This is a genomic window from Halochromatium roseum, from assembly GCF_016653315.1.
GTDB classification, from domain to species: Bacteria; Pseudomonadota; Gammaproteobacteria; order Chromatiales; family Chromatiaceae; genus Lamprobacter; species Lamprobacter roseus.
Window position 1 is genome coordinate 88,392 of sequence record NZ_NHSH01000042.1, and the last position, 17,665, is coordinate 106,056.

At 63.9% G+C, this 17,665-nt stretch carries 17 protein-coding genes and 2 pseudogenes; 1 reads left to right on the forward strand and 18 read right to left on the reverse strand.

Translation table 11 applies throughout. The features are described 5' to 3' along the window. Positions 1-29 precede the first annotated feature (29 nt). From CCR96_RS05425 to CCR96_RS05470, 10 genes and pseudogenes are all read right to left on the reverse strand, one after another. Positions 30-1,319 carry a dihydroorotase gene (locus CCR96_RS05425; RefSeq protein ID WP_201218601.1) on the reverse strand — a complete coding sequence of 430 codons (1,290 nt, stop codon included), beginning with the start codon at positions 1,317-1,319 and terminating at the stop codon, positions 30-32. A gap of 340 nt (positions 1,320-1,659) precedes the next feature. Next, positions 1,660-2,622: pseudogene (locus tag CCR96_RS05430) on the reverse strand (aspartate carbamoyltransferase catalytic subunit); the annotation flags it as partial. A 197-nt stretch (positions 2,623-2,819) separates the two neighbouring features. Beyond that, a pseudogene (gene pyrR, locus CCR96_RS05435) lies at positions 2,820-3,344 on the reverse strand (bifunctional pyr operon transcriptional regulator/uracil phosphoribosyltransferase PyrR); the annotation flags it as partial. A gap of 13 nt (positions 3,345-3,357) precedes the next feature. Next, positions 3,358-3,852, reverse strand: coding sequence for a Holliday junction resolvase RuvX (ruvX, locus tag CCR96_RS05440; protein WP_201218605.1), 495 nt, complete (start codon positions 3,850-3,852; stop codon positions 3,358-3,360). A 35-nt stretch (positions 3,853-3,887) separates the two neighbouring features. Further along, on the reverse strand, positions 3,888-4,451 hold the full coding sequence (locus CCR96_RS05445) for a YqgE/AlgH family protein (RefSeq protein ID WP_201218607.1): 564 nt from the start codon (positions 4,449-4,451) through the stop codon (positions 3,888-3,890). A gap of 125 nt (positions 4,452-4,576) precedes the next feature. Beyond that, positions 4,577-5,548 (reverse strand): energy transducer TonB, encoded by a 972-nt coding sequence (locus CCR96_RS05450; protein ID WP_242518572.1) that lies wholly within the window; start codon positions 5,546-5,548, stop codon positions 4,577-4,579. 8 nt (positions 5,549-5,556) lie between these two features. Next, entirely contained in the window at positions 5,557-6,600 is a 1,044-nt protein-coding gene (locus CCR96_RS05455) for an FAD:protein FMN transferase (protein ID WP_201218616.1), read from the reverse strand. A gap of 61 nt (positions 6,601-6,661) precedes the next feature. Further along, positions 6,662-7,627, reverse strand: coding sequence for a glutathione synthase (gene gshB / locus CCR96_RS05460; protein ID WP_201218618.1), 966 nt, complete (start codon positions 7,625-7,627; stop codon positions 6,662-6,664). Positions 7,628-7,842: 215 nt separating this feature from the next. Next, positions 7,843-8,715: an efflux RND transporter periplasmic adaptor subunit gene (locus CCR96_RS05465; RefSeq protein ID WP_201218620.1), complete on the reverse strand. Its 873-nt coding sequence runs from the start codon at positions 8,713-8,715 to the stop codon at positions 7,843-7,845. After that, positions 8,712-9,659, reverse strand: a complete 948-nt coding sequence (locus CCR96_RS05470) for a TolC family protein (protein WP_242518575.1) — start codon at positions 9,657-9,659, stop codon at positions 8,712-8,714. The genes CCR96_RS05465 and CCR96_RS05470 overlap by 4 nt, the downstream gene beginning before the upstream one ends. On the opposite strand from CCR96_RS05470, the gene CCR96_RS05475 reads away from it, so the two are divergent. Next, a complete protein-coding gene (locus CCR96_RS05475; protein ID WP_201218622.1) occupies positions 9,652-9,873 on the forward strand; it encodes a hypothetical protein in 222 nt (73 codons plus the stop codon). The genes CCR96_RS05470 and CCR96_RS05475 overlap by 8 nt on opposite strands. Positions 9,874-10,011: 138 nt before the next feature. Here CCR96_RS05475 and polA read toward each other — a convergent pair whose 3' ends face one another. The 8 genes from polA to CCR96_RS05515 form a co-directional block, all read right to left on the reverse strand. Then, positions 10,012-12,774: a DNA polymerase I gene (polA, locus tag CCR96_RS05480; protein ID WP_201218624.1), complete on the reverse strand. Its 2,763-nt coding sequence runs from the start codon at positions 12,772-12,774 to the stop codon at positions 10,012-10,014. Between the two features lie 171 nt (positions 12,775-12,945). After that, on the reverse strand, positions 12,946-13,680 hold the full coding sequence (locus CCR96_RS05485) for a 16S rRNA (uracil(1498)-N(3))-methyltransferase (protein ID WP_201218626.1): 735 nt from the start codon (positions 13,678-13,680) through the stop codon (positions 12,946-12,948). A 51-nt stretch (positions 13,681-13,731) separates the two neighbouring features. After that, positions 13,732-14,127 carry a DUF423 domain-containing protein gene (locus CCR96_RS05490; RefSeq protein WP_201218628.1) on the reverse strand — a complete coding sequence of 132 codons (396 nt, stop codon included), beginning with the start codon at positions 14,125-14,127 and terminating at the stop codon, positions 13,732-13,734. 237 nt (positions 14,128-14,364) lie between these two features. Next, positions 14,365-14,718 (reverse strand): TusE/DsrC/DsvC family sulfur relay protein, encoded by a 354-nt coding sequence (locus tag CCR96_RS05495; protein WP_201218630.1) that lies wholly within the window; start codon positions 14,716-14,718, stop codon positions 14,365-14,367. Positions 14,719-14,999: 281 nt separating this feature from the next. Next, positions 15,000-15,467: a DUF302 domain-containing protein gene (locus CCR96_RS05500; RefSeq protein WP_201218632.1), complete on the reverse strand. Its 468-nt coding sequence runs from the start codon at positions 15,465-15,467 to the stop codon at positions 15,000-15,002. A 65-nt stretch (positions 15,468-15,532) separates the two neighbouring features. Next, positions 15,533-16,045, reverse strand: coding sequence for a hypothetical protein (locus CCR96_RS05505; RefSeq protein WP_201218634.1), 513 nt, complete (start codon positions 16,043-16,045; stop codon positions 15,533-15,535). A gap of 132 nt (positions 16,046-16,177) precedes the next feature. Then, positions 16,178-17,050, reverse strand: a complete 873-nt coding sequence (gene hypB, locus CCR96_RS05510; protein WP_201218636.1) for a hydrogenase nickel incorporation protein HypB — start codon at positions 17,048-17,050, stop codon at positions 16,178-16,180. A 142-nt stretch (positions 17,051-17,192) separates the two neighbouring features. Then, positions 17,193-17,561, reverse strand: a complete 369-nt coding sequence (locus CCR96_RS05515) for a hydrogenase maturation nickel metallochaperone HypA/HybF (protein ID WP_201218638.1) — start codon at positions 17,559-17,561, stop codon at positions 17,193-17,195. Between the last annotated feature and the right edge of the window lie 104 nt (positions 17,562-17,665).

Here is a 17,665-nt window from a genome sequence, read left to right on the forward strand (position 1 = left end):
CGCGGCGTACCTCTGATCCCACCCACCAATCAATCGCGCTGGTAGACCACCCGACCATTGCTCAGCGTGTAATGGACTTGGCCCTGCAGTTCGCGGCCAAAGAACGGTGTGTTCCGGCCTTGGCTGAGCCAGTGCTCGGGGGTCGGACGCCAGCGCTCTTTGAGGTCGAACAGGCAGAGGTCGGCGCGGGCGCCGATCTCGATGCGACCGAGCGTTGCGCGGCCTAGAATCTCCGCTGGATTGCAGGTCACTCGGGCGAGGGCGCTGCTGAGGTCCATCACCCCATCCGCGACCAGCTCAAGCACCAGCGCGAGCAGGGTCTCGAGCGCGGAGATACCGGGGCGGGTCTGCGGGAAGGGGGCGAGCTTGGCGTCGGGCTCGTGCGGGCGATGATCGGAGCAGATCGCTGAGATGGCGCCGCTGGCGACTGCCGCGCGCAGGGCATCGCGATCGCGCGCAGTGCGCAACGGTGGGATCACGTGGGCGTTGGCGTTGAAGCCGTAGAGGTCGTCTTCGGTCAGGAAGAGTTGATGGGCGCTGACGTCGGCGCTGGCGGCGATGCCGCGGCTGCGGGCCTCGGCGAGCATCTCGGTGGCGCGGGCGGTGGAGAGGCCGCGAAAGTGCACACGGGCGCCGGTCTGCTCGGCGAGCGCCAGATCACGGGCGACGGCGACGGTCTCGGCGGCCTCGGGGATGCCGGGTAGGCCGAGTTGGGTGCTGACGCGGCCTTCGTGGACGAGGCCGCCCTCGCTGAGATCATCATCGGCCGGGTGCAGAAAGCAGGTGAGATCGAAGGTGGCGGCGTATTCCAGCGCCCGGCGCTTGACGCGGGTGTTGCTGATGGTGCGATCGGCGTTGCCGACGGCTGGGCAGCCAGCCTCCTTGAGCGCGGCCATCTCGCTGATCTGCAGCCCGGCTAGGCCCTTGGTCAGGGCGCCGACGGGCAAGACGCGCGCTTGACCGCGGGTCTTGGCGCGGCGGCGGATCAGTTGCGCAACCGCTGGGGTGTCGATCACCGGGTTGGTATCCGGCGGGCAGCAGAGGGTGGTGATACCGCCGGCTACTGCGGCGCGGGTCTCGCTCTCGATGGTGCCCTTGTGCTCGAGCCCAGGCTCGCGCAGGCGGGCGCAGAGGTCGACCAGGCCGGGGCTGACGACGAGGCCGCTGGCGTCGATGATGCGTTGCGGCTCAAACCCCTCAGGCATGGCGCCGAGGGCGACGATACGCCCGCCGATCAGATGCAGGTCGATGATCTGGTCGAGACCGCTGGCGGGGTCGATGACCCGGCCGTGCTGGATGCTCAGGCGCCGCTCAGCCATACACTGTGCCGTCTTGGTTGCTGCTGGTCTGGTTGCTGGTCTGATCGAGACTGTTCTGATCGGGGCTGGTCTGGTTGCGGGGCTGGTCGAGACCAGTCTGGTCGAGACTGGCATCACGCCCCGAGTCTGGCTCCGACTGGCCGGCGAGCTGTGGGCCGAGCTGGCGCCAGCGTTGCAGGCGCGATTGGCCGGTCAGGTCGGCGTCGAGCCCAGGCTCGAGCAACTTGGCGTCAGTCGCGATCTGCGCCGCGGTCTCAGCCTCCAGCTTGGCGCCGGTCGCTGTCGCCGCTCCAGTACCGCCCTCGGCCATCTCCGCGGGTCGGTTGGCGCTGGCGAGCGCCAGATTCTGGGTGCCGATGCACATCGACATCACCGCCATGCGCACCGCCAGTCCATTGCTGACCTGCTCCAGGATCACCGAGCGCGGGCCGTCGGCGATTGCGGAGTCGATCTCGACACCGCGGTTGATCGGCCCGGGGTGCATGACGATGGCATCGGGTTTGGCCTTGTCGATGCGCTGCTCGGTGAGGCCGAAGAGCTGGAAGTATTCGTGCTCGCTGGGCAGGAAGGCGCCGTTCATGCGCTCGCGTTGCAGCCGCAGCATGATGATCACGTCGGCGTCGCGGATGCCCTCGTCGAGGTTGGCGCAGACCCGCACCCCGAGCGCCTCTTCGGCCAGGGCCGGGATCAGGGTACGCGGGGCGACCACCCGCACCTCAGCGGCACCGAGGGTGCGCAGGGCGCCGATCTGCGAGCGCGCGACCCGCGAGTGCAAGACATCGCCGACGATGACCGCGATCAGCGGCTCGAAGGCGCCCTTGTGGCGGCGGATGGTGAACATGTCGAGCATGCCCTGGGTTGGGTGGGCATAGCTGCCGTCGCCGGCGTTGATGACGCTGACAAAGGGGGCGGCATGCTCGGCGATGAACTGCGCGGCGCCGCTGTCGGCATGGCGCACGACGAACATGTCGACGTTCATCGCCTCGAGGTTGCGCAGGGTATCGAGCAGCGTCTCGCCCTTGGCGGTGGCCGAGGTGCTGATGTTCAGGTTCAGCACATCGGCGGAGAGCCGCTTGGCCGCCAGCTCGAAGGTGGTGCGGGTGCGGGTGCTGTTCTCGAAGAAGACGTTGGCGATGATCTTGCCGCGACAGAGCGGCACCTTCTTCACCGCTTGCCGCGCGACGCCGAGAAAGCCTTCGGCGCGATCGAGGATCTCGGTGAGCAGGGCGCGGTCGAGTCCGTCGATGGTGAGGAAATGTTTGAGTCGGCCCTGGTCGTCGAGTTGCAGCTGGCGGGGGTCCATCAGCCGGCCCCGCTGGTAGGGCCGTTGACGTTGCCGTGACCGTGACCGTTGCCATCGTCATTCGCGTGGCTGTTGGAATCGCCGCTCGCCTGACCGCTGGAATGGCCACTCGTCTGGCTGCTAGCCTGGTCATTCGGGTCGAGGCCTGAGTGAATGGTTGGATCAGCGTCGAAGGCCGCGCCGTCTTGATGACTGCCGGGATCGACCCGGCCACGCTTCAGCGTCAGTGGCTCGGGGCCGGTTAGCTTAATCTGCTCGCCCGGCTCAAGCTCGGCGTAGAGGCCGACCACATCCGGCTCGATCGGCAGTTCACGGCCATCGCGACCGGCGAGGATGGCAAGCACGACCGAGGCCGGGCGCCCGTAATCGAACAGCACATTCAGCGCGGCGCGGATGGTGCGCCCGGTTTGCAGCACGTCGTCGATCAGTACGATGTGCCGATCATCGACCGGCACCGGGAGGTCCGACGGGCGCACCTGCGGATGCGTGCCGATGCGGGTGAAGTCATCGCGGTAGAAGGAGATATCGAGCTGGCCCATCGGCTCTTGCAGGCCAAGGCGCTGGTGCAGCCGCTCGGCGACCCAGACCCCGCCGCTGTGGATGCCGACCATCAGCGGGTGGTCGATGGCGCGGGCGGCCAACAGGGCGCCGAGCTGATCGGCCATCTTGCCGATGGCGGTATCAACCTCGTCGGCAGACTGCCAGGTATGCATGCTAGTCATGGCGAAGGATTCCTTAGGATGCGCCGGAGGCGGATGGTGACGGCGGCTCAACGGCTGCTTGAGCAGCTGTTTGTGCCGCTGTTTGAGCAGCTGCCGCCGCGGATGATTGGGCATCGGCGAGCCAGGTCTCCAAGATGAGCTTGGCGGCTTGCGCGTCGATGCGGTCGTCTGCGGTGTGTTGGCTGACCTTGAGCTGACGCCGCGCCTCAAGACTGGTCAGACGCTCATCGATGAGATGGACTTGAAGGCCAAACCGGCCCTGCAATTGGCGCGCGAAGCGATGGACGCGCTCGCTCCAGGCTTCCTCACTGTCGTCCATATTGAACGGCAGACCGACCACCGCGGCATCCGGCTGCCATTCGCGAATGATGGCCTCGAGTCGCTTCCAGTTGGGACGCTGTCCCTGAGCGCGAACCGTCTCGAGCACCGTTGCCGTTCCGGTGACGGTTTGGCCCACCGCAACGCCGATCTTACGCGGGCCAAAGTCGAAGCCGAGCAGGGTCGCCACGCTTGCTGCTGCCTGTCGGTCTGCCCGATGCCGAATCAGGCGTGGCCGGCTTGGCCGCTGAGGAGATTGAGATCGATGCCCAGCAGCTGCGCGGCCGACTGCCAGCGGTGGGCGGAGGGGGTCGAAAACAGGATCTGCGCATCGGCTGGACCGTTGAGCCAGGCGTTGGCGATCATCTCCTGCTCGAGCTGGCCACTGCCCCAGCCGGCATAGCCAAGAGCGATCAGCCGATTCGCCGGACCCTGGCCCTTGGCAATGGCCTCGAGCACGTCGCGCGAGGTGGTGACGTGAATCTGATCGGTGACGCTGAGGGTGGAGTCAAAGTTGAAATGGCCGTCGTGGATGACAAAGCCGCGATCTGTTTGGACAGGCCCGCCGAGATAGACGGGCGCATTGCTGACGTTGCTGACCTCAGGCTCGATATCGAGCTGTTCCAGGATCTCACCGAGCTGAATCTCCATCGGCCGGTTAATCACAATGCCCATGGCTCCTTCTTCGGAGTGCTCACAGACATAGGTGACCGTGCGCGAAAAGTTCGGATCTTGAAGACCCGGCATCGCGATCAGGAAATGGTTCGTCAGCAAGGTAGTATGAGTCATTGGGATAGTATCAAGCCGGCTCGAGCGCCTGGCAAGCCATTGCTTTTTGTTCGGCCTTGGTTTGCTGGGGCGCGCATGGGTGTCAGGTCATCGCTGATTTAGGTTGTCGTCCTCGAGCGGCCTGCTCAGTTGCCCCAGCCGAGTGCATTGTTGCGTTGGAACTGCCAGGTCCGGGTGATATCGAGGACATCGGTTTCGCGTTTGATGTTGGGTGGGAAGGGGGCAAACGGCGCCGCCAGCTCAACGATGCGAATCGCGGCCTGATCCAAGACCTCATGGCCGGACGAGCGCACCACGCGAATGCCTTCCAGGCTGCCGTCGGCGCGCACGGCGACATGCAGGATGAGGCTGCCGAACAGGCCGAGCTTTCTGGCCTCGGCGGGGTAGTTGAGATTGCCGATACGCTCTACCTTGCGCCGCCAGGCCTCCATATAGTTGGCGTAGAGATATTCGCGGGTTGCGGTGCTGATCGCCTTGCGTCGGGTGCGGTTTGCGTAGGCATGGCTGCGCTCTTCGATGCGAGCGCTGAGGTCGGCCATTTCGGCGTTGCGGCTGGCAAAGATATCCGCAGCTGAGATCGCTGAGCGCTGCGGCAGGTCGAGTTCGGTGCCGTCTTGTGTTGTCGTCAATAGCGCGGTTGACTGAATCGTCTCCGGCTCGGGCGCCGCGTCCACGTCGACGCTAGCCGCGGTTACCTGCGACGCCGTCGCTGTGTTGGCAGGGATTGCCTCTAAAGGGGGGGCGACCTGCGCTGCGGGTTCCGGCGGCTGCGGTCGCTCGGCGGTGTCGGCGACCCCGGCGGCAATGGTCTCGACCTCGGGCAGGAGGGCTTGGGTTTCGCCAGCCCGGTCGGTTTGCGCGGCTACCAGTGCGGTCACCGCGGCGGGCGAGTCGAGGCTAGGCTGGGTCACAACCATCAGTTCGAGCGATTGGGTGGGGCTCTTGCTTGGTCCTGGTGGTTTGATGTCGAGGCCGATCAGAAGGGCAGCGTGCATCGTGATGGCAATGGCAATCGCGACTGGCATCGACCAGCCCTCGAGGGCTGGTCCGGGGTTGGGGCTGGATGATGCGCGAACAGCCGCGGCCACTGTGGTCATGGCTTGTCTCAGGGTGTTGCGATTGGCTCGTCCTCCTCCGGGACGCGGATGATCTGCTCTGCTTTTGTGTCGAGCAGTTCGATCAGCCCTGCCATCGCTGGTGTCATCTGAATCCGACCAAGAGTGTCGATCAGCAGTGCGTAGCGGATGCCCATGCGCCCGGCGATGCGTGGCCAGTCCTGGGCGCCAGCGATCATCAAGGCGTTTGCCGCAGCTGCAGCGGTGAGTGCATCACCCTCGTAGAGAACCGTTGCTGAGGCTAGATCGTCGGTTGGGCGGCCGCTTCGTGGATCGATCACTGAATGATAGACCTCGCCCTGATAGACAAAGTTGCGGCGTTGGGTGCTCGCAGTGAACAGGCTGATATCGCCGCTAACATCAATGATGCCGATCACGCCGGTTCCGCTGGCGCGTGGCACAGGAAGGCGCCAGGCGCGTCCGGAGCGGCTGCCAATCGCGCGCACATCGCCGCCGATGTTGATCAGCGCACTGCGAACCGCTTGAGCGCGCAGCGCATCCATGGCGACCTCCATCGCATAGGCGGTTGCAACCGGATCGAAGTCGAGCTGGACCGCAGGGTTGTCGCTCTGCAGCTGAATCCCGTCCAGGTAGAGATCGTCCATGCTCGGTTGCACGGCGAGTAGGGCGTCGATCGCCGCCTGGCTGGGTGGAGGGTTTGATTGCGGGCGAGCCTGGTCGAGCCCCCACAGCCGGGTGAACCGGCCTAAGGCTGGATTGAATAGGCCATCGCTGAGGTGGAAGAGCGCTTGGCTATGCGTCAGCAGCGGTAACAGCGATGGTGGGGCCGCAAATGGCTCGCCACTGGCGAGCCGTTCGTTTATCCGTAACAATCGGTCTGAGTTGTCGCTGTACAGGGCGCGGTCGAAGAAGAGCAGGTCGCGTTCGACATCCGTTGCCGCTGTCTCAGCGCGTTCACGTTGGATGCCGACGATGCTGAGATCGACCGCGGTGCCGAAGGCGGGAAACTGGGTCGTATAGACGGGGACTTCCGTGGTGTTGCAAGCGACCGTGAGCGCGGTGATGAGGAGCAAGACGGCCGTGCGCCGGAGCGTCCTCAGCGTGGGCCGGCGAGGTGCCTGCCGCGGGCAGCGATTAGCGCGCATCGAGTCGGCTCTCGATGGCGGCCATCAGATCTTGGGCGATATCGGTACTAGCGGCACGGTCGATCTCTCGGATACAGGTTGGGCTGGTGATATTGATCTCGGTGAGCCAGTCGCCGATAACGTCGAGCCCGGCAAAGAGCACCCCGCGGGCCTTCAGCTCCGGTGCCACTTGTGTTGCAATCCAGCGCTCGCGCTCGCTGATCGGCCTGACCTCCGCACTGGCGCCTGCCGCCAGGTTGCCGCGCGATTCGCCAGCGGCGGGTATGCGTGCTAGGACATAAGGCACCGGTTCGCCATCGACGATCAGCACGCGTTTATCGCCATCAGCGATCTCGGGTAGAAAACGCTGCGCCATGCAGAAGCGCTGACCGGCGCCGCGGCTGACGCCGATCAGCGCCTCGATGATCACCGAGGTGTTGGGGTCGCCACGGCGGACGCGGAAGATCGAGCGCCCACCCATGCCATCGAGCGGCTTGAGCACGATCTCCTCATGCTCGACGAGGAACTCTCGCAGCACATCGGCATGGCGACTGATCACGAGTGGCGGACAGCATTGTGGGAAATGGGTGGTAAAGACCTTCTCGTTGGCGTCGCGCAAGGTCCTCGGTGCGTTCACCACCAGGCAACCGGCAGCCTCGGCAAGTTCGAGCAGATAGGTCGCGTAGACATATTCCATGTCGAACGGCGGGTCTTTGCGCATCAGCACCGCATCGAGCGCTGAGAGGGCCAGTGTTTCGCTGTCCTCGAACTCAAACCAACCGGCGGGATCATCCTTCACTCGCAGTCGGCGCATGCGGGCTCTGACCTCTGCGCCAGCGACGAACAGGTCGGCGATCTCTAGATAATAGAGCGACCAGCCGCGCTCCTGCGCCGCGAGCAGCATGGCAAAACTGCTGTCTTTGCTGATCTTGATAGACCCAATCGGGTCCATGACGACACCAAGCTTGTACTTCATCTCGCCAGTGTACCCCTTGACGGCTTTGGTCTGCGAGGCCGTTTCTTGTCACAAAAGAAACCCCGGCGATCGGGGGAAGCACCGGGGTAACTGTTCCCGGTTGTGGGGAGCCGGGAGACATAGCCGCTAGGGAGGGGGGCCCATTGCGGCCTAGCGCATTGTTGCGCTTGCAATTTAAGAGTGTAGCAGTTGATTGGAGTTCCGCTAGGGCAAGTTTATGGAAGTGTGACCTGGACAAATTCCGAGGGTCTGAGAATCTCGTCTGGCCTGCTGTCGAAGATCACGTCCAACTCATAGACGGCGCCGTCTGGGTCGATGCGCACCGCTTCGACTCCCAGGCTGTAGATGGTGCCGGTGCGCATCTGGCCACGGACATTGATCTTGGCCGACTGTCCAGGCCGATAACGGCGCAGGATGTCGGAGGTGACGAGCACCCGCGCGAGCATCTGGCTCGTTGGGGCAACGGCGATCAAGGGTTGCTGCTGCAGGGTCTTGTAGATCACCGCGCCCTGATAACCGTTCTGTGCGACGATGATCCCGTCAAAGGGCGCGCGCAGCTCGGTGCGCTCAAGCAGTACGTCGGCCGCAGCCTGCTTGGCCTTGGCCGATTCAAGCTCGGCCTCGGCGGCGGCCATCAGCAGCTCAGCGTCTTTGAGCTCTTCGCTGGCGATCAGCCCGCGGTCGAACAGTTCTTGCGCCCGCCCGAGTTCGCGCTCGGCGCTGTCGAGTGCAATCTGCTGGCGGGCGACGCCAGCCTTGGCCTCAAGGCTGGTCGCCTGCGCCTCGCGCTGATCCATGCGCAGCAGCAGCTTGCCCTCATCGACATGCTCGCCTGGCGCGACTAGGACCTCGGCAATGACACCATTCTCGACCGCGCGCATCTCGACCTTGCGCACCCATTCAAGTCGGCCGCTGAGCTGCAGCGCGGCCGCCGCATTGCTCGCCAGGAGCGACAGCAGGAGCGCGCTGAGCGCCAGCCTCAGGGCCGGAGCCAGTGCGTGCCGCGACCAGGAAGACGGCGTCGGTGCTTGATTTGCAGCGCTTAAGAGTGAAGTGCTTGAGAGTGAAGCGTCACGGCGCTCGATCATGGCGTTTGCCCTCGAAGTGCATTGAGCTCGGCCTGGGTGAGCGCGCGGCAGAAGGCGGTCTCCTGCTCATCCCGCCGTGCCTTGGTCTGCTGGCTCATCGAGAAGCCGAGGTCGGCCTTGGCTTCGAGTTCGTACATGGTGCGGCTCTCGTCGAGCTTCAGATCGCGCCAATCGGACTCACTGCGGGCCTGCTCGGCGATCACCTGCAGAAGTTGCAGACGGGTCAGCAGCTCAAGGGCGCGCTCGCGCACGGCCATCCGCACCAGGGCTTGCTCGGCATCGCTGCGGCCCTGCATCAAGGTCTTGACCTCTGGGTTGTGCTCGATGGCCGCGTTGACGACTGCCTCCAGGTCCATCGGCTCCGGCGTAGAGGTATCAAGCGTGGGTGTGATCAGCTGGCGGGGCAAGGAAGTTGGATGTCCCATCGCCGTTGCGAGCATGGCACGGGTGACGCGCTGCGCGGCCTCGCTGGCGGCGCGCTGACGTCGGATCAGCTGATAATCGGCTTGCAGCTCGGCGGTGCGCAGTGGTGAGAATTGCCCAAGCGCTTCGCGCGCTTCGGCGCGGTCGAACTGAATGAAGGCGACGGCCATCGCCTCGTTGTCGCGCGCGAAGCTGAGGTCGGCCAGCAGCACATCATAGAAACGCTGCATGATCTCAAGACGTTGGGCATCGGCGCTGCTCAGCAACGCGGACCAGGCGACATCGCGCTCGGCGTCGTTGCCGCGTGCGCCACTGAAGGCGAGTGAATGGCAACCGAGATAGAGGGGCTGAGCGCGTGGGAGGTCGACTGTGGGGGCTGTTGAAGCCTGCTCGGCGCGTACGCGCGGATGGGTCTCGGCGAAGCCAAGCGCCTGTTCTAGGCTGAGCGGGTCGGGCACGTCGACCAGCGCTTCATCGGCGTTTGTCGTCGCTGCGGCGATGGTCGCTAGCAGCATGACCATCACCAGCTGCGGAGCAGCCATCCGCAATCTGGCTGGTGCGACGCTCGCTAACGACGGAGCAGTAGTTGCTCCCTTGGCTGTCAAAGGCAACGATCGGATGCATTGGCAGGGGCGCCCTGGGGTGTTATCAGCGATGGTGTCGGCGATGATGTCGCCGGTTCTGTCGGCAGTTGATGATTGCTTCATTGCAATCGCTTCCTCGTTGGTGGTTTAACGTGAATCCCGCGCAATTCATCTGCCGGGGTGGCGCGGCGCCATGCACGTTAGGTCGTTTGCTGACTCGCCTGTCACTCCAGTGACGGGGTCTCGAGGTCGAGCGAGTCAACCGACTGCGGCGGCGCTGGGACTGGTATCAGTGCGCCTCGTCCCAGTTGTCGCCGATGCCGGCCTCAACCAGCAGCGGGACTGCCAGTTCGGCGGCGCCTTGCATCAGTGCACAGATCTGCGAGGAGACCGCATCCGCGGCCTCCTCAGCGACCTCGAACACTAGCTCATCGTGCACCTGCATGATCATTCGCACCGGCGGCTGCTCGGTCTGAATCCAGCTGTCGACCTGGATCATCGCGCGCTTGATGATGTCCGCCGCAGTGCCCTGCATCGGGGCGTTGATCGCGGTGCGCTCGGCGGCGCTGCGCAGTTGATGGTTACTGTGGCCGATATTGGTGAGGTAGAGCCGGCGGCCGAACAGGGTCTCGACATAGCGGTCCTTGCGCGCTTGCTCTCGGGTCTTGTCCATGAAGTCGCGCACCCCGGGGTAGCGGGCGAAGTAGGCGTCGACATAGTCCTGCGCCTCTTGCCGCTCGATGCCGAGCTGGCGCGCGAGTCCGAACGCCGACATGCCGTAGATGAGGCCAAAGTTGACCGCCTTCGCCGAGCGGCGCTGCTCGTTGGACACCTCCTCGGGCTGCAGTCCGAGGATCTCAGCGGCGGTGGCGCGGTGAATGTCCTGACCAGCGGCGAAGGCGGCGAGCAGGCGCTCGTCACCCGAGAGGTGGGCCATGATGCGCAGCTCGATCTGCGAATAGTCGGCGGCGAGCATGCGGAAGCCCGGCTCGGGTACGAAGGCGCGGCGGATGCGGCGGCCGGCCTCGCTGCGGATCGGGATGTTCTGCAGGTTGGGGTCGCTGGAGGATAGCCGACCCGTTGCCGCGACCGCCTGGTGATAGCTGGTGTGCACCCGGCCGGTCTGCGGATTGACCATCGTTGGCAGCTTGTCGGTATAGGTGGAGCGCAGCTTGCTCACGCCGCGATGCTCGAGGATCAGGCGCGGTAGCTCGTAGCCGTCTTCGGCCAGTTTCTCGAGCACGGCCTCGGAGGTTGAGGGGGCGCCCTTTGGGGTCTTGGCGACGACCGGCAGCTTGAGCTGATCGAAGAAGATGGCGCCGATCTGTTTCGGCGAGCCCATATTGAAGCGGCTGCCGGCCTCGGCATAGGCGCGCTCCTCGAGTTCAGCAGCGCGCTCGGCGAGGGCGCGGCTTTGGGCGCCGAGCTCGTCGCTATCGATCTGCACGCCGGTGCGCTCGATGCGTGAGAGCACCGGTACGAGGGGGATCTCGATCTCGCGGTAGACGCGGGCTAGGCTCGGTATCGCCTCGATGCGCGGCCAGAGGCTTTGGTGCAGCCGCAGGGTGACGTCAGCATCCTCGGCGGCATAGGGGGCCGCGGTCTCGAGCGGGATCTGATTGAAGGTCAGCTGCTTGGCGCCCTTGCCGGCGATGGTCTCGAACTTGATGGTGTCCTGGTCGAGGTATTTCTTCGCCAGCGAGTCCATGTCATGCCGGGTGGCGGTGCTGTCGAGCACATAGCTCTGCAGCATGGTGTCGTGCGCGATGCCCTGCATCGTGATCCCGGTGCGGGCACAAACGCTCATATCGAACTTCAGGTTCTGGCCGAGCTTGGGGCGCCCGGGGTCTTCGAGCAACGGCTTCAGCGCGTTCAAGACCTGGTTGCGATCGAGCTGATCGGGCGCGCCCGGGTAATCGTGGGCGAGCGGAATATATGCGGCCTGGTGCGGGTCGACCGCGACCGAGACGCCGACGATGTCAGCGCGCATGTAGTCCAGCGCATTGGTCTCGGTATCGAAGGCGAACAGCTCGGCCTGGCGCAGGCGCTCGAGCCAGTCATCGAGTTGGGCTTGACTGAGGATGGTCTGATAGTCGGCCGTGGATCGTTGTGAGCGGCCAAGCGCGTGCTGATTCGTTGAAGGCTGGCCCGAGGTGTTTCCGTTTCCATCCGAGCCGCCAGCACTGTCTTGCCGTTCGCCTTCAGTGAGCGTCGCCAGCAGCCGTTTGGACTCGATGCGCTCGTACCAGGCGCGCAGTGTCTCCTCATCGGCTGGGCTCGGCTGCAGGTCGGTCGGCGCCAGATCCAGCGCGACATCGCGCTTGATGGTGGTCAGCTCGCGTGCAAGCGGGAGCTGGTCGAGTGCTGCGCGCAGGTTCTCGCCGACCTTGCCCTTGATCGCGTCGGCGTGGCTGATCACGCCATCGAGGCTGCCGTATTCATTGATCCATTTCACGGCAGTTTTCGGACCACACTTGGGCACCCCTGGGATGTTGTCGATACTGTCGCCCATCAAGCTCAGATAATCGATGATCCGCTCTGGCGGCACGCCGAACTTGGTCTTGACGCCGGCGGGGTCGAGCAGGCTGTCGGTCATGGTGTTGATCAGCGTAATGCGCTCCTCGACCAGCTGCGCCATGTCCTTGTCGCCGGTCGAGATCAGCGTCCTCAGGCCTTCCTGCGCGGCGCGGGTGGCGAGGGTGCCGATCACATCGTCGGCTTCGACCTCGGGGATCTCGATCAGCGGCAGGCCCATCGCGCGAATGATGGCCTTGAGCGGGTCGAGCTGCTCGCGCAGTTCGTCCGGCATCGGTGGGCGATTGGCCTTGTACTCGCTGTAGATCGCCTCGCGGAAGGTCGGCCCCGGCGCATCGAAGACGACCCCAATATAGGCCGGCGCGGTCTCGTCGATGAGTTTGCGCAGCATGTTCAGCACGCCGATCAGGGCGCCAGTGGCCTCGCCTTTGGAATTGGTCAGCTTGGGCAGCGCGTGGTAGGCGCGAAAGAGGTAGCCGGAGGCATCGACGAGGACGACAGCGTACTGAGCTTGCATGATGGTGATGGGGAGGTTGGTCTATGCGGCAGGGTGGCTTGAGCGGGAACGTTAGCACGGCTTTCGACTGCGGGTGTCAGGCTAACGTTCATGGTGCGTCGGGACAGCGGGTACTTGCTTGACCTGAATCTCACGCGCTGCATTGTCTAGGATGGCGCCGCGCCATGCGCCTTAGGTTGCGCGAAAATCTCCCCAGAGGGTCTGAATGGCGGCAATGGCGGCGAGTGGGGCGGTCTCGGTGCGCAACACTCGGGGGCCGAGCCGCACGGGCGTGAAGCCCTGTGCCTGTGCAAGGTCGCGCTCTTTCTGTGCGAGTCCGCCTTCCGGGCCGATCAGCAAGCTGAGGCGTTCAACTGGCGCCGGCAGCTCGGTGATCGCTCTCGCAGCTTCGTGATGCAGGAGAATGCCACCAGGCTGCTGCTGTTGGAGCCAGTCGGGCAGGTCTGCGACGGGCGCCAGGGTTGGCAGCCGCCGCCGGCCGCTTTGCTCGCAGGCGGCGATGACCACGCCTTGCCAATGCTGCGCGCGCTTGGCGAGGCGCTCGCCGCTCAGGCGCACGAGGGTGCGGTTCGTGAACAGGGGTTGGATCGCACTGACGCCAAGCTCGACGGCCTTCTGCAGGGCCAGATCCATGCGCTCACCACGGGAGACGCCGAGTGCGAGGCTGATCGCCAAGGACGGCGCTGGTTCGGGCGCGCCGACGCTGAGGACCTGAACGCTGACCTGATGACGCGCGTTGGACAGGATCTCGGCGCGATAGTCATGGCCATCGCCATTGAACAGCGTCAGTGGGTCGCCAGCACCAAGCCGCAGGACTTGAGCGGCATGCTTGGCCGGCCGCGGTTCGAGTTCGATCTGCCCGCCGACGCTGAGCGGTTGGTCGGTGTAAAGGCGATTCTCACGCATGCCCGGGCGAACTCGGGTTGGCGATATCCGACAGCATCGGCTGGATCGTCTTCAGTTGCTCGGTTTGAGCTGTAAGGCCGCGGCGACGACGACGCCCCAGCCGGCGACCAAGAGAAGCCCCCCGATCGGGGTGATCGCCCCGAAGACGCCGATCCCGGAGAGCACGAGCAGGAACAGGCTACCGCTGAAGATCAAGGTACCGATTGCCAGTAGCCAGCCGGCGATGCCGAGCAAGCGCAGCGCAGCGGCGGGCGTGTTTGTTGACCAGGTCAGCGCGGCAAGCGCGAGCAGCACAGTGCCCTGCCAGCCGAGGTAGTACGCCGCAGTTGTCCAGACCTCGGCCCGTTCTGGGGTAACGCGGCCTTCTAGCGCATGAGCGCCAAAGGCACCCAGGATGACGGCACCGAGTCCGAACAAGGCGCCGATCGTAGCAAGCAGGCGAGTCATTGGGCGTCAAGTGGCCTAGGTGACCGTGAAATAGGGTGACCGTGAAACAGGGTGACCGTGAAATGGGCGCTTCATCGTCTGGGGTGGCGATGCGCCATGTCCGTTCGTTTGGATCTTCGCCAGGATTGTACGCGGTGATGCCTCGCCAGGCGACCGAGGTGTTGATCTCGGCGCGCCGGCGAGGCGGTCGGCAGGTGAACAGACCAGCTAGGCGGTATGCGGTTGGGCAGAAACGTCTTAGCAGGAATGGCAGTAATGATCAGGCAGGCCGGCGATGCGGCAAGCCTGTTTGCAGCCGCCATTCGGGAATAGGCCTTCGAGCTTTTTGCGTGTGCAGGGGGTGTGCTCGGAGACCTTCTCGCCGATGGTGCGGATGATCACCTTCGGCGACGGAGGCATTTCGTGAAAGGCATAGTACTCGCGTAAGAACTCAATCACTGTCCAGTGGCACTCGGTGAGGCTGAGGCCTTCCTGTTGCGCCATGGCATAGGCGAGGTCGTTGTCCCAATCTTCGAAGCGGGCGATAAAGCCCTTCTTGTTGAACTGGACCTCGCGCCCGGCGATCTCTCCAACAACATTCATCGCAGTCATTTGGTTTACTCCTCCACCTTAAGATCGGTGGATATCCTGGTTTCTCGGTATGCGCTTGCCGTTGATGACGGCTTCAGTCCTTGGCAGGGTCTGAAGGCGCCATGGGTATATCGGCTTATCGTTGTATTAGTGGTTCGTGGAACAGCATTCTTTTCGGCTGTCAAGGAAATATAGCCCTATATTCCGATAACGAAACCCTGCAAACCAGGATCTGAGTCAATTGACCGTCGGATGCTTGCGCAGTGGCCCTAGATTTGCTGGCGCATCCTGCGCCTGCTGATCTACCAGCTCACGGCGTCCCCAGCGATCTGTTCGAGCATGGCCGCAACCTCCCGCATGGCCGGACTCTGCTCGGTTTCAGCGGCCGAAATCTTGCGATGCGCGACATAGGTCGTCTCAGACTCGTCGGGCAGGGTGTAGACAGCGATGATAAAGGGGCAATTCACGATTCGGCGTGGATCTTCGCTGATCATCTTGCGTGATAAGACCGCACTGCAGAACTCTACCGAGTCGGCTTGGCCGAATAGGGGGCCGCCGAGGCCGAGGTCGGTGCCAGTGCGCTCGAGCATGTCGTTCATGTGCATCACGTTGTTGATGAACATGCCGCGTTGCTCGATCGCGAGCTTGAGTCCGTCCATGACGTCGGAAAAGCTGCTGTCACTTTCGTATACGACGTAGTCTTCGGCCGCGGTTTGCGTGGCTGCGCATAGCAGTAACAGGCTCAATATGAACGCCTGGAACCTCTTCATCTGTGCTGCTCCTCTGTCATCAGCCCGCAGTGGTGAGCAGCCGCGGGCTGGGTCTCTGGGCTGGTTTAGTATTGGTCCATGGGACGGAAGGCCGGCGCTGACGGCCAACCCTCGCCAGAACCCTGACCTTGGGGTGGCTGGGAGCGGCTTGGTGGCAGGTTACGCGATTCGAGCTGTTCGATGCGTCGTTTCAGAGCCTCGATCTCGCGATCTTTGGCGCTGTTGCTGGTCTCGGGTGTCGACTCGCTTGCTTGGGGCAGTGCGGGTGCCGTGTAGGCGGGTGCCCCATAGGCTGGTCCCTGGGTGCCATAGGCCGGAGCGCCGTAAGGAGAGTAGCCGTACCCAGGACCTCCATAGGGGACGTAGCCGGGAGCGCCGTAAGGGCCTGGGGCATAGGGTCCCCATGGACCTTCGTCGTAGTAGGAGTCATTACTGTCGCCGCCAAACCAGCGGCCGGGATTAAACATGTCGCCGAAGCCCACCGCGTGAGCGGCTTGGCTGGACACCGTCAAGAGCGCGGCGAGCGTGATAGCCTTGCGAACAGGGTTGACTGCAGTGAACAAATCGAGATCCTCCATCTGAGTCACAGAGCTGGAATTGTTTTGGTCATGAGGTCTGCTATTGGTCTATGGCAGCTCAGCACGGCAACCGATGTCGCGTTGAGCTGAGTGAGATACTAGCGCGATCATCGCGGTCTGTCTGGGTCGCATTCAGCCTCCCGCTTCGACTGTTTCGACTGTGCTAGTCGAGTACGTGCTCGCATGTTGGTGTGTATGCAGGCGCGCCCCGTCGGGCTGCACACTTGGACGTGCGGTCTTACCAGCAGCGCGACGCCGGCCCTGGGCGGCCACTTCCGCTCGCAGCCAGTCGAGCCAGGGTGAGAGTGCCTTCTGCTCGCCGCGGATCGCGACCTGCTCGAAGGGAACGCTACTGGCGAGGTGGCGCAGATAGCGCTCGGCCCGTGCCGGATCGAAGTCGTCGAGCACCGGCAAGAGATCCGCCTTACTGAGCAGCACGAGATCGGCGGCGCGAAACATGACGGGATACTTGGCCGGTTTGTCGTCGCCTTCTGGAACCGAGAGCAGGGTGACGTTGCGATGCTGGCCGAGGTCGAAGCTGGCGGGGCAGACGAGATTGCCGACGTTCTCGATGAAGAGGATGTCGATGTCGGCAAGATCTAACTGGTGCAGCGCATCGTGGACCATGTGTGCGTCCAGGTGGCATGCGCTGCCGGTGGCGATCTGGATCGCCGGCACGCCTTTGGCGCGAATGCGCTCGGCGTCATTCTCGGTCTCGAGATCGCCTTCGATCACCGCGATACGCAGCTCGCCCTGAAGCGCCTCGATGGTGGCCTCGAGCAGGCTCGTCTTGCCCGCTCCGGGCGATGACATCAGATTCAGCGCAAGCAGGTTGTGGCGGTCGAAATGTTCGCGATTGTGTAAGGCTTGGTGGTCGTTCTCGTCGAGCAGGCCGGTCAGCACCTCGACGGCGGCTCGGCCGTCGGTGGTTTTGCTGTGTTTGCCGTCGCCACGGACGAGATGTTCATTGCCAGGCGTGATGTTGCAGCCACAGGTCTCGCACATGATGGTCTCCAAGCATTGGGTATGGTCGCATTGGGCAAGCCCAACGGTGTAAGCACGACTATAGCAGCGCGACCTCAATCTGAACGATGATGGGCTTGTTTCAAGCTAACGCATGACGGCAAGGGCTAAGCCACGCGCTCGGTTAGAGGGGTTCGCTCGCGTCTTCTGGAAGACTCATTTCGAGGCTGGCAAGCAGCATCTCGTCGCCGCTGATGAGCTTGGTGTGATAACTGCTGCAGCTTGCGCAGAGTAGTCGGTTGGGTGTGGCCGGGCTCTCCGCGCCGCAGTCAACGCAATGGACCCGAACCGAGGCGGGTTCGATGTCCAGTTGCGCGTGCTCGGCGATGGTGCCAGCAGCGGCGAGCGGATAGGCGTTCATGAGCAACGGCGCCTCGACGCCGGACAGAGGTCCGATGCGAAGTAGGATGCGCTCAACGCGCTCGGCGCGGTGCTCCTTCGCGATACGCTCGACCTGGTCGAGTAAAGACATGCAGATCGAAAGCTCATGCATCGCCTGCCTCCTGGCGTTGGCAGCCTCGACGCGGTGCGCTGGCCTTAGGGCTGCAACGATGGTGACGCATGGTGTCTTGCTGGTCGGCTGGTGGCGGTGTTCGG

Excerpts from the sequence above, each read along its gene's own strand:
- CCR96_RS05450 (WP_242518572.1), bottom strand. The coding sequence starts at position 5,548 with ATGACCACAGTGGCCGCGGCTGTTCGCGCATCATCCAGCCCCAACCCC.
- gshB (WP_201218618.1), bottom strand. The coding sequence starts at position 7,627 with ATGAAGTACAAGCTTGGTGTCGTCATGGACCCGATTGGGTCTATCAAG.
- CCR96_RS05425 (WP_201218601.1), bottom strand. The coding sequence starts at position 1,319 with ATGGCTGAGCGGCGCCTGAGCATCCAGCACGGCCGGGTCATCGACCCC.
- CCR96_RS05490 (WP_201218628.1), bottom strand. The coding sequence starts at position 14,127 with ATGACTCGCCTGCTTGCTACGATCGGCGCCTTGTTCGGACTCGGTGCC.
- CCR96_RS05515 (WP_201218638.1), bottom strand. The coding sequence starts at position 17,561 with ATGCATGAGCTTTCGATCTGCATGTCTTTACTCGACCAGGTCGAGCGT.
- hypB (WP_201218636.1), bottom strand. The coding sequence starts at position 17,050 with ATGTGCGAGACCTGTGGCTGCAACATCACGCCTGGCAATGAACATCTC.
- CCR96_RS05445 (WP_201218607.1), bottom strand. The coding sequence starts at position 4,451 with ATGACTCATACTACCTTGCTGACGAACCATTTCCTGATCGCGATGCCG.
- CCR96_RS05470 (WP_242518575.1), bottom strand. The coding sequence starts at position 9,659 with ATGGTCATGCTGCTAGCGACCATCGCCGCAGCGACGACAAACGCCGAT.
- CCR96_RS05475 (WP_201218622.1), top strand. The coding sequence starts at position 9,652 with ATGACCATCACCAGCTGCGGAGCAGCCATCCGCAATCTGGCTGGTGCG.
- CCR96_RS05495 (WP_201218630.1), bottom strand. The coding sequence starts at position 14,718 with ATGACTGCGATGAATGTTGTTGGAGAGATCGCCGGGCGCGAGGTCCAG.
- CCR96_RS05500 (WP_201218632.1), bottom strand. The coding sequence starts at position 15,467 with ATGAAGAGGTTCCAGGCGTTCATATTGAGCCTGTTACTGCTATGCGCA.
- CCR96_RS05465 (WP_201218620.1), bottom strand. The coding sequence starts at position 8,715 with ATGATCGAGCGCCGTGACGCTTCACTCTCAAGCACTTCACTCTTAAGC.
- CCR96_RS05485 (WP_201218626.1), bottom strand. The coding sequence starts at position 13,680 with ATGCGTGAGAATCGCCTTTACACCGACCAACCGCTCAGCGTCGGCGGG.
- polA (WP_201218624.1), bottom strand. The coding sequence starts at position 12,774 with ATGCAAGCTCAGTACGCTGTCGTCCTCGTCGATGCCTCCGGCTACCTC.
- CCR96_RS05505 (WP_201218634.1), bottom strand. The coding sequence starts at position 16,045 with ATGGAGGATCTCGATTTGTTCACTGCAGTCAACCCTGTTCGCAAGGCT.